Source organism: Thalassovita litoralis (assembly GCF_900182725.1).
GTDB classification, from domain to species: Bacteria; Pseudomonadota; Alphaproteobacteria; order Rhodobacterales; family Rhodobacteraceae; genus Thalassobius; species Thalassobius litoralis.
Window position 1 is genome coordinate 1 of sequence record NZ_FXTO01000053.1, and the last position, 13394, is coordinate 13394.

Consider the following 13394-nt stretch of genomic DNA (forward strand, 5'->3'; position numbering starts at 1 on the left):
CCTGCGCGACGAACAGTGTGATCCCAAAGTCGTCGAGAGCATCATGGCCGACGAGAAGAGCTGCTGAGGCAAGACGGCCCTCGGCGGAACCTTACCAACCACCGCCAAGGTTACGAAAAACTGAAAACACATTCCGAAGGGACAAAACCATGATCAAATTCATCAAAAACTTCCGCAAAGACGAAGCTGGCGCCGTGACCGTTGACTGGGTTGTGCTGACCGCCGCTGTTGTGGGTCTGGGTGTTGCAGCGTTCACCGCTGTTGAAACCTCCACCTCGGGCCTGACCACTGAAATGACCACCGCAATCGGCGCGGCTGACGCGTCCACCACGATTGGCGGCTAATAGACTCTGCGCTTGCAGGGGCCACATCGGCCCCACGCAACACACCGGAAAGAGCCGCGCATCCGCCGCGGCTCTTTTTGCGAAGTCGGCCATACTTCAAATTATTCCCATCGGGTGAAGTTTCGCCGCAATCCCGCCCAGCTTTCGCCATCCCTGCCGGATACCTTCCCTTACGGAAGAGAGGGCTAACAGGCACCTGATTACGAGTAACATTTTGCCAGCGAAAGGCATCCGAATGGCTAAAGAGACACGCAAATTCTGGAAAAACGAAGACGGTGCCGTGACCATCGACTGGGTCGTTATCACCGCGGGAATCGTTGGACTGGTGATCGCCATCATCCCATTGGTCGAAGAACCCGTGGGAACCGTTTCAGGGCGGACGCAAGCCACCCTGGATGCTGCCGATGCAACCACGACATTTGGCGGCTAAATCCGAAACCTGCCCGGAAACATCACGGAAAAGAACCTGAATTTCCCTGAAATCGTTCTGATCCTGCCCAACTCCGGACAGATTTGACCAGCAAATTAACCTCATACCGCAGCGACGGGGCAAGTGAGAGAGGCCCACAACGTCAAAGCGGTTTAACCAAAACTCTGAAGGGACAAAACCATGATCAAATTCATCAAAAACTTCCGCAAAGACGAAGCTGGCGCCGTGACCGTTGACTGGGTTGTGCTGACCGCCGCTGTTGTGGGTCTGGGTGTTGCAGCGTTCACCGCTGTTGAAACCTCCACCTCGGGCCTGACCACTGAAATGACCACCGCAATCGGCGCGGCTGACGCAACCACCACGATTGGCGGCTAATAGGCCCCGCGCCTTCCGGCCCCAAACACCGGGGCCGGTTCCAAAACATCCCAAGAGCCGCGCATTTGCTGCGGCTCTTTTGCTGTATGGCGGGTGGTCCCGATGCCGCCAAACAGTCCTGTCACAGGCCTTTTTCCGCCACATTCAGTTGCTAATAAAAACAATGGAATAGCCGGCAAACCCGGATTCGAGGCAGAACCAAAACGAAAGGAAAAGACATGCGTGCAGTCTTTGGATTGGTCCTAATTGCAGGCTTGGCCCTTGCGGGCTTTGCTGTCTACATGGCTAGGAATTACATTTCCGGCTATCAGCATGAACTGGCGCGCGCGCAAGCGGCCAAAGCACAGATTATCCAGACCGTTGATGTTTTCGTGGCAAAGCGCCCACTGAAATACGGTGAAATCCTCAAACCCGAGGATGTGCAATCCGTGAAGTTCCCTGAAAAATCCCTGCCCGAAGGGGTGTTCAAAAAGCCCGAAGAGCTGTTCCCCGATCCCAACAACCCGGACATGCGCCGCATTGTTTTGCGCGCAATGGAACCCTTCGAGGCGATCATGGCCATTAAAGTCACTGAACCCGGCGACGATGCGGGGCTGACATCGCGCCTCAAAAAGGGAATGCGGGCCTTTACCGTGAAGGTGGACGTTGCCACCGGCGTGTCGGGCTTCCTGCGTCCCGGCGATGTGGTGGATGTCTACTGGACCGGAGAGGTCACAGTCGGCACCGTGAACAATCGCCGCGAGGTCACGAAGCTGATTCAGCCCAACATTCAATTGATTGCCGTGGACCAGACTGCAAATGGGGACAAGACCGAGGCCACGATTGCCCGCACCGTCACCGTTTCCGCCAGCCCGCAGCAGGTGGCCGCATTGGCACAGGCCCAATCCACGGGCCGCCTGTCGCTGGCTCTGGTCGGGGCCGAAGATGACAGCGTGGCGCAGGCGGTCGAGGTCGATCAGCGCTCCCTGCTTGGCCTGAAAGACGAAGCCCCCGTGGTTGAAGAACGCGTCGCCAAGAAAGAAGAAGTCTGCACAATCCGCACCCGGCGCGGGTCAGAAGTGGTGCAAATTCCGATCCCTTGCACCAACTAATCGCATCTGCATCGCACGCAAAAACAGAATACGGGGTGGCCGCGCAATCGGCCACCCCGTTGCAAATTGGCCGCAACAAACGGCAAACACCGCCGGAAAAGGTCAAACAATGCCCCAGAACCTATTGATTCTTGCAAAGTTTCCCCATTTCGCGCATGGTAGTTTGAAACAACGGGCAAAAAGACCCGACCCAGAGGCGTGATCGAAGAGGCAGGTCACATGAATATCGTAACGATCTTTAAAGCAGCCACATTGGGGCTGTCCCTGGCATTTGCCACCAGTTTGACCAGTGTTCCCGCACAGGCGCAATCGCTTCGCGTGGTGAAACAAGGCACGTCATCATCCCTGAGCGTTCCAATGAACCGCGCCGTGGTTGTCGAAAGCGACACCCCTTTTGCAGAGCTGTCCATTGCCAACCCGGCCATCGCGGATATTTCCTCGTTGTCGGACCGGACCATCTATATCTTGGGTAAATCGCCCGGTGTCACCACGCTGACCATTCTGGACGCTGCGGGCAAGCTGATGACCAATGTCGATGTGGTCGTGGCCGCAGATGTGACCGAATTCAAGGAACGCCTGCGTCAGATTCTACCCGGCGAAAAGATCGAGGTCCGAACCGCCAATGATGGCATCGTGCTGTCCGGGACGGTTTCCAGCGCCGCACGATTGCAACGCGCGTTGGATCTGGCTGAACGCTACGCCCCCGAACGCGTTTCCAATTTGATGAGCGTGGGCGGCGTCCAACAGGTCATGCTAAAGGTCCGCTTCGCCGAAATGGAGCGCAATGTTTCCAAATCGCTCAGCACCTCTCTGGCGCTGGATGGCGGCATTTTCGGCGGCAACGCGAATGTGTCGGGCGGCACGAACACCAACAACAACTCTGGGTCACAGGGTAATTCGCTGTCAGGCACGATCCCCGGCACGTCCGAAGCCAACGCCGCCATGCTGTTTGGGTTTAACGCCGGATCGGTCGAAGTGGGCGTTCTGCTGGAAGCCCTTGAAACCAAAGGCGTTGTGCGCACATTGGCCGAACCGAACCTGACCGCCCTTTCCGGGCAGGAAGCCAAGTTTCTGGCCGGTGGCGAATACCCCGTTCCGATCAGTCAAGATAACGGTTCCGTCACGGTGGAATTCAAACCCTTTGGTGTGGAACTGAATTTTACCCCCCGCGTGGTCGATGGCGACCTGATCAATCTGGAACTGGAAGCTGCGGTTTCGTCGATTGACCCCACCAACGGCTTCACCTCGAACGCCTTTACCATTGATGCGTTCCGGCGTCGGGAAACCTCGACCACCGTGGAAATGCGCGATGGCGAAAGCTTTGCCATCGCCGGTCTGTTGCAAGACGATTTTCTGGATACCAACGGTCAGGTGCCGTGGCTGGGTGACATCCCGATTCTGGGTGCCCTGTTCCGTAGCGCCCAATACCAGCGCCGTCAGTCGGAACTGGTGATCATCATTACCGCCCATCTGGTAACGCCCACCCGCGGCGAGGTACTGGCCCTGCCCACCGATCGGATCATGCCGCCCTCGGAAAAAGATCTGTTCCTGAATGGTAAGGTCGCCCGCGACAATTCCCGCAAACTGAAAGGGGCCGCTGGCGAAGTCGCCCGGCAGGATTTCAGCGGCTCTTATGGCTATGTGATGGATTGATGAAAATGCAGAAACATCAGGTTCTTTCAGTTCTGGTCATGGGGGCCTTGGTTGCGGTCAGCGGTTGCGCAGGCACCAAGACTTATTCCAGCTTCACCAACGAAGCCGGGGCGCTGATCGCCGGTGGTGATTTTGGCAACTCCACCATGAACAACACGATGGTGATGAGCGGCGAAAAAAACTATGTCATTGATTTGGCTCGGCGTTTTGACGCTGACGTAGGCAGCACGGTCACGTTTGAATTCAACTCGTCGCAGTTGGATCAGGCCGCCAAACTGGCGCTTCAGAAACAGGCAACATGGATTCGGCAGTTCCCCGAAGTTCGCTTCCGCGTCTATGGTCACACCGATGCTGTTGGCTCTCAGGGGTACAATAAATCCTTGGGGCTACGCCGCGCCCGCGCGGTTGTGAACTATCTGGCCACCCAAGGCGTCAGCCGGTCACGGCTGGAAGCTGTCGTTTCTTATGGCGAAACCCAGCCTTTGATCGTGACCGAAGGCCGTGAACGCCGCAATCGTCGCACCGTGACCGAGGTCAGCGGGTTCGTTCAACGGCATCCGTCGATCCTGGACGGGAAATACGCGGCCGTTGTCTATCGCGAATACATCAAAAGCGCCGAGCCGCGCAGCACCCTGTCGGGCATCGTCGGCACCGAATTCCAGACGACCGAGTGATCGTCTGCGCGCTGAACAATCCCGGCAAATTGCCGGGATCGTCAAAAGAAACCCAACAATTACGATCTTTTGGCCCTATTTCCGCCTAACTTGTCAACGATCTTAGCCTCAATGGGATTGGTGCGTACCGTGGTTTTGGTGCGCGGCAGACTCGGGTTGGGGCATAGAAGTTAACCAAATAACCATGCGGCCCCGCCCCTGTCTGTGAACCTGAAAAGGAAGACGAGGCAATGACGAGTGACGCAAACCTGCAACCCGAGGCAAGCCCGATCCAGGCTTGTACCATCAGCCGGGACGTGCAGAATTTTGACTTGCTGATCGAGGACATGGAAACCCTTCTGGGCGAAAGCTGGGGCGATCTGGGGTTTTCCGATGCGCTGGCCTTTTTCCAACAAACCGATGCTGAAAGTCTGGAATTCGTGGCAATGGCCGTGGATGCCGAGGATGAGGACAACCTGATTCTGCTGGGCGAAATTATCACACAAGCCAAATCGCGCGGCATCAAGGTGATCCTGATCGCGAATGACGTCAGTCCCGCCGCATTGCATCAATTGCTGCGCCAAGGGGCGGATGAATTTGTTCCCTATCCCTTGCCGGAAAATGAACTGATGGCGGCAGTGGATCGCATCCGCGAACCTGAACCGGAAATCCAGTATCACGCCCCTGCTGCCGAAACCGCCGCCCCTGCAACCAAAAAATCCGCGCATAACCGCGAAGGCGTATTGATCGCTGTTCACGGTCTGGCGGGTGGCACAGGCGCGACCACGCTGGCCGTCAATCTGGGCTGGGAACTGGTACAAGCCGCCAAAAAAGGGGAAACGCCCCCGCGCGTCTGCGTCATTGATCTGGACCTGCAATTTGGCTCGGTATCGACCTATTGCGACCTACCCCGCCGCGAAGCCGTGTTTGAACTTCTGACAGATACGGAATCGATGGACGATGATGTCTTCATGCAGGCGCTGATGACCTACGAAGAAAAGCTGCATGTCCTGACCGCCCCCACGGATATGATTCCGCTGGACCTGCTGGGGTCCGAGGACATCCTGCGCATCACCGAAATGGCCCGCCGTCATTTTGACTATGTGATCGTGGATATGCCCAAAACTCTGGTCCAATGGAGCGAAGCCATCCTGAACCACTCTCATATCTATTTCGCCACGCTGGAACTGGATATGCGGTCAGCCCAGAATGCATTGCGCATGAAGCGCGGCCTTCAGGCCGAGGATCTGCCCTTTGACAAGCTGCGTTTCGTTTTGAACCGGGCACCGAAATTCACCGACCTGAACGGCAAGTCGCGGGTCAAACGGCTGGCCGAAAGCCTGGGCATTTCCATTGATGTGCTGCTGCCCGATGGCGGTCGCCCTGTCACACAGGCAGGTGATCACGGGCAACCGCTGGCGCAAAGCGCCCCCAAGAACCCGCTGCGCAAGGAAATCGCCAAGCTGGCCGGGTCGTTGCACGAACTTGGGCAAACCGAAGCCGCCGCCCACTGAGGACTGAAGGGAACTGACTAATGTTTTCGCGTTACAAAAAACCCGCCAACAAGGCTCCTGCCCCTCAGGCCGCCAAAACGGCAGAAGCCCCCAAAACCGCCCCGGTGGGTGCAGCGGCCCCGAAAGCCGTGGCCATTCGCAAACCCATGCCCAAAGTGGCGGCCCAAGCCCCCGCCGCTGACAAGGAACGCAAACGCAAGGAACGCCTGTCCGAAATCAAGCTGGAACTGCACCGGGCGTTGCTGGACAACCTGAACCTGTCCGCGCTGGAAACCGCAAGCGAAGCAGAGCTGCGCGCCGAAATCGGTTCGATCTCGAACGAAATTCTCGAAGAAAAGGGCATTGTCCTGAACCGAGAGGACCGTTCGACGCTGAATCAGGAACTCTATGACGAAGTCACCGGCCTTGGCCCGCTGGAAACGCTGCTCAAGGATGAATCCGTCAACGATATTCTGGTGAACGGCCCGCGCCGCATCTTTGTGGAACGTGCCGGGAAGCTGGAACTGACAGACATCACGTTCAAGGATGAAAAGCACCTGCTGCGGATCATCGACAAAATCGTGTCCGCTGTAGGTCGCCGTGTCGACGAATCCAACCCCTATGTTGACGCCCGTCTGGCTGATGGGTCGCGTTTCAACGCAATGGTGCCGCCGATTGCGGTAGACGGGTCGCTGGTGTCGATCCGTAAGTTCAAAAAGGAAAAGCTGGGCATTGACGATCTGGTGCGCTTCGGTGCCTTTTCCGAAGAAATGGCCGCCTATCTTCAGGCCGCCGTGGCCACCCGCCTGAACGTGATCGTATCGGGCGGTACGGGGTCGGGGAAAACCACCACGCTGAACGCGTTGTCATCCTTTATCGACAATTCCGAACGTATCCTGACCATCGAAGATACCGCGGAACTGCAATTGCAACAGGTCCATGTGGGCCGTATGGAATCCCGCCCCGCCAACGTCGAAGGCAAGGGCGCGGTCAGCCAGCGCGATTGTTTGCGCAACGCGCTGCGGATGCGTCCCGACCGTATCATCGTGGGGGAAACCCGTGGCGAAGAAGTGATCGACATGTTGCAGGCCATGAACACCGGCCACGACGGTTCTATGACCACGATCCACGCCAACAGCGCCCGCGATGGGGTGTCGCGTTTGGAAAACATGATCGCAATGGCCGGGATCGAAATGCCGATCAAGGCGGTGCGCAGCCAGATTTCCAGCGCTGTGAACCTGATCGTGCAGGCCAGCCGCCTACAGGACGGTTCGCGGCGCATGACCTCGATCACCGAAATCACCGGGATGGAAGGTGACGTGATTTCCATGCAGGAAGTGTTCCGCTTCCAGCGCGTCGGCCTGACCCCGGAAAACAAAATCATCGGCCATTTCACCGCCACGGGCGTGCGGTCCCACTTCTCGGAACGGTTCCGTCTGTGGGGCTATGACCTGCCGCCTTCCATCTTTGAACCAGTCGCAGCGGAGTAATTCTTATGTCTATCAGTATGGAACCCCTGATTTACGGCCTGATTTTCGTTGGCGTGCTGGTTCTGGTCGAAGGCGTCTACCTGACGGTATTTGGCCGCTCTATCAGCCTGAACAGCCGCGTCAACCGGCGGCTGGAAATGCTGGAAAAAGGCACCAACCGCGCCGAAGTGATGGAAACGCTCCGCAAGGAGATGAGCCAGCACATGAAATCGCGGTCGATTCCGATTTACGCGATGCTGGCCGACCGGGCGCAGAAAGCGGCTATTGCGTTCACGCCCACGCAACTGATCATGATGATGGGTCTGCTCAGCGTCGTGGCCTTCATCGGCCTGACCGTGGGCACCGAAACGTCTGGCCCGGTGCGTATCGCGCTGGCGATCGGCATGGGCGTCGGTGGCATCTATTTCTGGGTCAACGGCAAAGCCAACAAACGCATGAGCATGATCGAAGAACAGCTTCCCGATGCGGTGGAACTGATGGTGCGCTCGCTGCGCGTCGGGCATCCGTTCAGCTCGGCCATCCAGATCGTCGCGAAAGAGGTCGCAGATCCGCTGGCCACCGAATTCGGCATGATCGCGGACGAAGCACAGTATGGCCGCGACGTGGGCGAAGCCCTGAAAGAAATGGCCGAACGTCTCGACATGCAGGACATGCGCTTTTTGGCCGTGGCCGTAACCATCCAACAGCAATCGGGCGGCAACCTTGCGGAAATTCTGGCCGGTTTGGCACAGGTGATCCGCGCCCGGTTCCGTCTGTTCCGCCGGGTCAAAGCCATCACCTCCGAGGCGCAATGGTCCGGTAAATTTCTGTCGGCCTTCCCGCTTTTGGCTCTGCTCGCCATCAACGTGATGGACCCGCATTACTATGACAACGTTCTGGATCATGCACTGTTCGTCCCGGCCTGTATCGCCGTGGGCCTGTTTCTGGGCGCCAACCTGATCATCATGCGTATGCTTGTGAACATCAAAGTCTGAGGAAAGCAGCAATGGATATTTTCAACGCACTCCTTGGCGAAGAACTGGGCGCCTTCGGGCCGGTCTTGCTGGTAGGTTTTCTGGCGATTGGCCTGATTATGGCCGCTGTCATGATCTTTCTGAATCAGAAATCCGATCCGCTGGATAAGCTGAAAGAAGGCAGCCGCGCAGAGCAACTGAGCGCCAAAAAGGGCAAAGCCGCCTCGTTGCGGACCGCCAAAAGCAACGACAAGCTGGAAAAATACTCGACGTTTCTGGAACCCCAGAACGAAAAGGAATATTCGGCAGTCCGTCAGAAACTTCTGCAAGCGGGCTATCGTTCCAAGGACGCAGTGCGGTTCTATCACTTTGCCCAATTCGCATTGGGTCTGGGCGGGCTTGCGCTGGGGGTTCTGTATTTCCTGCTTGTTCTGTCTGGCAAGGAACCCACAACCCAGCAAACCCTGATGTGGATTCTTGGCCCCGGCTGTGCGGGCTACATGATCCCGAAATACTGGGTCACGAAACGTCAGCAAAAACGGCAAGAGGAAATCACCGAAGGGTTCCCCGACGCGCTGGACATGATGCTGGTCTGCGTCGAAGCAGGGCAATCGCTGGATCAGTCGATCATCCGTGTGTCCAAGGAAATCCGCCCGTCCTATCCCGCGCTGGCCGATGAATTTGAAATCGTGTCGCATCAGGTCAAGGCGGGTAAGGACAAGTCCACCGTTCTGGCCGATATGGGCGAACGCTGCGGCGTGCCGGATGTGTCCAGCTTTGTTACGGTGCTGGTACAGTCGGCCACTTTCGGGACATCCATCGCCGAAGCCCTGCGCGTCTATGCCGGGGAAATGCGGGATAAACGCGTCATGCGCGCCGAAGAAAAGGCAAACAAGTTGCCGACGCAGATGACACTTGCCACAATGGCGCTGACCGTGCCGCCGCTGCTGATCATTCTGGTTGCGCCTTCGGCCATCGGCATTCTGGATTTGGGCAAATAACAGTTAAACCTATGAAAAACCAAAAGGCAGGTCTGGTCCTGCTGACAGCATTGACTTTGGCCGCCTGTTCACCGGGCGGCCTTGGTGCATCAAAGGACGGCATGAATGCCCCCGGTCTGGCCCGCGGGCAGGCTGTTGACGGGCTTTTGGTGGGGCAACGCCTGATGGATGCGGGCGAATATGAACTGGCGCTTCAGGCCTATTCCCGCGCCGCGCTGCAACATGGCATGACCGTGGATGTCATGGCCGGGCTGGGTACAGCCAATCTGGGGCTGGGGCGTCTGGGACAGGCGGAAACCCTGCTGCGCCGCGCCGTTGCCACCGATCAGGCCATCCCCGAGGTATGGAATAATCTGGGTGTTGTGCTGATGGAGCGCGGCAAAACCGGCGAAGCCGTGCAGATTTTCCAAAAAGCCTATGCGCTGGATAATGGCGAAAGTGACTCAATTCGCGATAATTTGCGCTTGGCCCTCGCAAAATCGGAAAATTCGTCCTATGATGCTGAGCAAGAACAAGATTATAAATTGGTACGGCGTGGCAGCAGCGACTACCTGATCCGCCAGATACCATGACCGGGCAAGAGCAGTAAAAGGACGCAAAAATGCGCCACCCTCTCATCCTTTCTCTGTGCCTGACCAGCGTGGTCGGGTTGTCAGCGTGTGATCAGCTTCGTGCGAAAAACGAAGTGGACCGGGCGATTACTGCCGTGAATGCGGTGGATCAGAACAACCTGTCTGACATCATGCTGACGGTTGCGGACCCGAACGAAGCGGTCACGTATTTCACCCGCTCGGTCAAGGAAAGCCCGGACCGGATCGACCTGCGCCGCGGGTTGGCCACCTCGTTGATCCGCGCGAACCGCGCGACCGAGGCGGTGCCGGTCTGGCGCAAAGTCGTGGAACATCCGCAAGCCACCAATGATGACCGCGTCGATCTGGCCGATGCCCTGATCCGCACCGGAAAATGGGACGATGCCGATAAGGTATTGGATTCCGTCCCCCCCACCTTTGAGACCTTCAAACGCTACCGGCTGGAAGCGATGGTCGCGGATTCCAATCAGGAATGGAAAAAAGCCGACAGCTTTTACGAGGTCGCCGTTGGCCTGACGACCCGCCCCGCCGGTGTGCTGAACAACTGGGGGTATTCCAAACTGACGCGCGGCGATTATTCCGATGCCGAACGCCTGTTCACAGATGCCATCCGCAACGATGACAAGCTGTTCACCGCGAAAAACAACCTTGTTCTGGCCCGTGGCGCGCAGCGGAACTATACCCTGCCCGTGATCCCGATGACCCAAACGGAACGTGCGCAATTGCTGCACACCTTGGGGTTAGCCGCAGTCAAACAGGGCGATGTCTCCACCGGCAAGGGTTTACTACGCGAAGCCATCGAAACCCATCCGCAGCATTTCGAGGCCGCCGTGCGCAGCCTGCGGGCGCTGGAAAGCAACGTGTCGAACTAATCCGCCGGAATTGTCCCAGTGTCCGATTTTCTTGCCTATCTGAATCTTGAAATCCCGCGCGGTGTCGCGCTGCCGTTGTTTGTGCTGTCGCTGCCGATCTGTGTTTGGGTGGCGTGGTCCGATATGCGGGCCATGCGTATTCCGAACACGACCGTGATGATCCTGACCGGCATTTTCCTTGTCGTGGCCCCCTTCGTAATGCCGTGGCCAGTGATGGGCTGGCAATTGCTGCATCTGGTGGTGATCCTGCTGGTGGGCATTCTGTTGAACGCTGCCGGGTTGGTGGGGGCCGGGGATGCCAAATTTGCCGCCGCCGCCGCGCCGTATATCGCCTTTGGCGACATCCGGTTCCTGATTGCGCTGTTTGCCGCCTGCCTGTTGGCCGGATATGCCACCCACCGTATCGCCAAGTTTTCCCCCCTGCGCCGCATGGCCCCCGATTGGGAAAGCTGGACCCGCAAACGCGATTTCCCGATGGGTCTGCCGCTGGCATCCACCCTGTCGATCTATCTGCTGCTGGGGGCACTTTACGGCGCATAAGACGCCGAAATTTACCGCCGCGTTTCCATTTTTTCGCCACCTTGTTCAGTCAGGCTGCCCCAGACCGCCCCGGTTTTGGGGTGCCTTTTGAGTTGGGATCATCCACGCCATGAACATGCAAGCGACATCGCGCAGCACCGTTACACCGCCCCCGCCGCCCTCTGGCCTGGAAGACATGCGCCTGCCGCTGCCGATGATGCGGGATATTCTGCTGAAAACCATGTTCCGCAAGAACGTCACCCAAGTGACCGACGTGGCCGAGGCGATCTGCCTGCCGCGTCAGGTCACACAGGAATTGGTGGACATGGCCCGCGAACAACGCCTGCTAGAGGCAACAGGCACCCTGAACGCCAATAACGGCAACGAAATGGGCTATCAGTTGACCGATGCGGGCAAAGCGCGGGCGTTGGACGCGCTGTCACAATCCGAATATTTCGGGGCCATGCCCGTCCCGCTGGATGTGTACCGCGAACAGGTCAAACGCCAGTCGATCCGCAACATCCAGATCAGCCGACAGGAGCTAACGGATGCAATGGGCCATCTGGTGTTGCCCGATAACCTGCTGTCGAACCTTGGCCCGGCGGTGAGCTCGGGCCGGTCGATCCTGATGTATGGCCCGCCGGGGAACGGCAAATCCTCGATCTCGAACGGGATACGTGACGCGATGGGGGATAAAATCTATGTTCCTCGCGCCGTGGAATATTCCGGGCAGGTCATCACCGTTTACGACCCCATCGTGCATTCCGCTGCCGAGGTGGAAATCGACGACCCCAACAGCCTGCGCCGCCGCCGGACGTTCGATACCCGCTATGTGCGCTGTGATCGTCCCACCGTGATCACCGGGGGCGAACTGACGCTGGATATGCTGGATCTGGTCTATAACCCTACGGCCCGCACCTATCAGGCACCGCTGCAATTCAAATCCTCGGGCGGGATTTTCATCGTCGACGACCTTGGCCGCCAATCTGAACCGCCGCAATCGCTGGTCAACCGCTGGATCGTCCCACTGGAAGAGGGCAAGGATATTCTGGCCCTGCAATCGGGCGAAAAATTCGAAGTCCCGTTTGATACGCTGGTGATTTTTTCCACCAACTTCCACCCGAACGAAATCTTCGATCAGGCCGCCCTGCGCCGGATTTTCTTTAAGATCAAAATCGACGGGCCAAGTCAGGAAAATTTCCTGAAGATTTTCGCCCTTGTCGCCCGCAAGAAAAAAATGCCGCTGGACGAAGATGCGCTGATCCATCTGCTTCAGAACAAATACCCGACGATCGACAACATCTATGCCAATTACCAGCCCGTTTTCCTGATCGACCAGATGATCGCGATTTGCGAGTTTGAAGGCATCCCCTATCAGATGTCGCCAGACCTGATTGACCGCGCGTGGGCCAACATGTTCGTCAAGGACGAGGTGATCGTGAAATAACCGGCGCGTGGTCCACCGGGTCCGGCGCTTCGGGGGCGATCCCCTGATCCGCCACCCCGCGCCGGATCATATCACGCAGCCAGCGATTAGCCGGGTCTACATCGGAATTGGCGTGCCAGTATAAAAACGCATCCACGCGTGGCGTGTCAAAGGGGGCCGCCACGATCTGATTGTCGAACCACGTATTTTCGCGCCGTGCAAAATTATCGGCAATCGTCAGCACCAGATCCGAGGCTGCAACCGCCCGCATAGCGGTTTGGATATTCTGACAGCGGGCCACGACGCGGCGGCCCAGACCTTCGCGGGACAGGGCAATATCTTCGGGACCAGCCCCACGGCGTCGGGATGTGACGACGATATGATCCAACGCCAGATAATCCTCTAGGCTCAGGACTCATAACCAAAACATGACTGTTGCGGCGAGAGCGATGGCCGAGAGGAAGACTTCGGGGCAGCGGTCATATCGGGTGGCGACCCGCCGCC

At 57.8% G+C, this 13394-nt stretch carries 15 protein-coding genes and 1 pseudogene; 14 read left to right on the forward strand and 2 right to left on the reverse strand.

Annotated features, from left to right (window positions below):
- Window positions 1-149 precede the first annotated feature (149 nt).
- The 14 genes from FN828_RS19765 to FN828_RS19830 all read left to right on the forward strand — a co-directional run bounded on the left by FN828_RS19765 (window position 150) and on the right by FN828_RS19830 (window position 12911).
- Window positions 150-344 (forward strand): hypothetical protein, encoded by a 195-nt coding sequence (locus FN828_RS19765; protein WP_142495043.1) that lies wholly within the window; start codon window positions 150-152, stop codon window positions 342-344.
- Between the two features lie 235 nt (window positions 345-579).
- Window positions 580-774, forward strand: coding sequence for a Flp family type IVb pilin (locus FN828_RS19770; RefSeq protein ID WP_142495044.1), 195 nt, complete (start codon window positions 580-582; stop codon window positions 772-774).
- A 180-nt stretch (window positions 775-954) separates the two neighbouring features.
- Window positions 955-1149, forward strand: a complete 195-nt coding sequence (locus FN828_RS19775) for a hypothetical protein (protein WP_142494174.1) — start codon at window positions 955-957, stop codon at window positions 1147-1149.
- A 218-nt stretch (window positions 1150-1367) separates the two neighbouring features.
- Window positions 1368-2240, forward strand: a complete 873-nt coding sequence (gene cpaB / locus FN828_RS19780; RefSeq protein WP_142495045.1) for a Flp pilus assembly protein CpaB — start codon at window positions 1368-1370, stop codon at window positions 2238-2240.
- A gap of 219 nt (window positions 2241-2459) precedes the next feature.
- Window positions 2460-3893, forward strand: a complete 1434-nt coding sequence (locus FN828_RS19785) for a type II and III secretion system protein family protein (protein WP_142495046.1) — start codon at window positions 2460-2462, stop codon at window positions 3891-3893.
- Window positions 3894-3898: 5 nt separating this feature from the next.
- Window positions 3899-4567 (forward strand): OmpA family protein, encoded by a 669-nt coding sequence (locus FN828_RS19790; RefSeq protein ID WP_142495054.1) that lies wholly within the window; start codon window positions 3899-3901, stop codon window positions 4565-4567.
- Window positions 4568-4797: 230 nt separating this feature from the next.
- A complete protein-coding gene (locus FN828_RS19795) occupies window positions 4798-6060 on the forward strand; it encodes an AAA family ATPase (RefSeq protein WP_142495047.1) in 1263 nt (420 codons plus the stop codon).
- Window positions 6061-6080: 20 nt separating this feature from the next.
- Window positions 6081-7529 (forward strand): CpaF family protein, encoded by a 1449-nt coding sequence (locus FN828_RS19800; protein WP_142495048.1) that lies wholly within the window; start codon window positions 6081-6083, stop codon window positions 7527-7529.
- 5 nt (window positions 7530-7534) lie between these two features.
- Window positions 7535-8503 carry a type II secretion system F family protein gene (locus FN828_RS19805; RefSeq protein ID WP_185959103.1) on the forward strand — a complete coding sequence of 323 codons (969 nt, stop codon included), beginning with the start codon at window positions 7535-7537 and terminating at the stop codon, window positions 8501-8503.
- A gap of 11 nt (window positions 8504-8514) precedes the next feature.
- Window positions 8515-9483, forward strand: coding sequence for a type II secretion system F family protein (locus tag FN828_RS19810; protein WP_142495049.1), 969 nt, complete (start codon window positions 8515-8517; stop codon window positions 9481-9483).
- 11 nt (window positions 9484-9494) lie between these two features.
- Entirely contained in the window at window positions 9495-10055 is a 561-nt protein-coding gene (locus tag FN828_RS19815; protein WP_142495050.1) for a tetratricopeptide repeat protein, read from the forward strand.
- Window positions 10056-10084: 29 nt separating this feature from the next.
- Window positions 10085-10945: a tetratricopeptide repeat protein gene (locus FN828_RS19820; RefSeq protein WP_142495051.1), complete on the forward strand. Its 861-nt coding sequence runs from the start codon at window positions 10085-10087 to the stop codon at window positions 10943-10945.
- Window positions 10946-10963: 18 nt separating this feature from the next.
- On the forward strand, window positions 10964-11485 hold the full coding sequence (locus FN828_RS19825; RefSeq protein ID WP_328592222.1) for a prepilin peptidase: 522 nt from the start codon (window positions 10964-10966) through the stop codon (window positions 11483-11485).
- Window positions 11486-11594: 109 nt separating this feature from the next.
- Window positions 11595-12911, forward strand: coding sequence for an ATPase (locus tag FN828_RS19830; protein ID WP_142495052.1), 1317 nt, complete (start codon window positions 11595-11597; stop codon window positions 12909-12911).
- On the opposite strand, the gene FN828_RS19835 is transcribed toward FN828_RS19830, so the two are convergent.
- Window positions 12886-13278 (reverse strand): LysR substrate-binding domain-containing protein, encoded by a 393-nt coding sequence (locus FN828_RS19835; RefSeq protein ID WP_185959104.1) that lies wholly within the window; start codon window positions 13276-13278, stop codon window positions 12886-12888. The two genes, FN828_RS19830 and FN828_RS19835, sit on opposite strands and share 26 nt — an antisense overlap.
- 27 nt (window positions 13279-13305) lie before the next feature.
- Window positions 13306-13394, reverse strand: a pseudogene (locus tag FN828_RS19840) (IS5/IS1182 family transposase); the annotation flags it as partial.

What these genes read in the sequence shown, in the direction of transcription:
- FN828_RS19830 (WP_142495052.1), top strand. Translation starts at nt 11,595, where the DNA reads ATGAACATGCAAGCGACATCGCGCAGCACCGTTACACCGCCCCCGCCG.
- FN828_RS19815 (WP_142495050.1), top strand. Translation starts at nt 9,495, where the DNA reads ATGAAAAACCAAAAGGCAGGTCTGGTCCTGCTGACAGCATTGACTTTG.
- FN828_RS19765 (WP_142495043.1), top strand. Translation starts at nt 150, where the DNA reads ATGATCAAATTCATCAAAAACTTCCGCAAAGACGAAGCTGGCGCCGTG.
- FN828_RS19810 (WP_142495049.1), top strand. Translation starts at nt 8,515, where the DNA reads ATGGATATTTTCAACGCACTCCTTGGCGAAGAACTGGGCGCCTTCGGG.
- FN828_RS19770 (WP_142495044.1), top strand. Translation starts at nt 580, where the DNA reads ATGGCTAAAGAGACACGCAAATTCTGGAAAAACGAAGACGGTGCCGTG.
- cpaB (WP_142495045.1), top strand. Translation starts at nt 1,368, where the DNA reads ATGCGTGCAGTCTTTGGATTGGTCCTAATTGCAGGCTTGGCCCTTGCG.
- FN828_RS19805 (WP_185959103.1), top strand. Translation starts at nt 7,535, where the DNA reads ATGTCTATCAGTATGGAACCCCTGATTTACGGCCTGATTTTCGTTGGC.
- FN828_RS19820 (WP_142495051.1), top strand. Translation starts at nt 10,085, where the DNA reads ATGCGCCACCCTCTCATCCTTTCTCTGTGCCTGACCAGCGTGGTCGGG.
- FN828_RS19790 (WP_142495054.1), top strand. Translation starts at nt 3,899, where the DNA reads ATGCAGAAACATCAGGTTCTTTCAGTTCTGGTCATGGGGGCCTTGGTT.
- FN828_RS19800 (WP_142495048.1), top strand. Translation starts at nt 6,081, where the DNA reads ATGTTTTCGCGTTACAAAAAACCCGCCAACAAGGCTCCTGCCCCTCAG.
- FN828_RS19785 (WP_142495046.1), top strand. Translation starts at nt 2,460, where the DNA reads ATGAATATCGTAACGATCTTTAAAGCAGCCACATTGGGGCTGTCCCTG.
- FN828_RS19795 (WP_142495047.1), top strand. Translation starts at nt 4,798, where the DNA reads ATGACGAGTGACGCAAACCTGCAACCCGAGGCAAGCCCGATCCAGGCT.
- FN828_RS19775 (WP_142494174.1), top strand. Translation starts at nt 955, where the DNA reads ATGATCAAATTCATCAAAAACTTCCGCAAAGACGAAGCTGGCGCCGTG.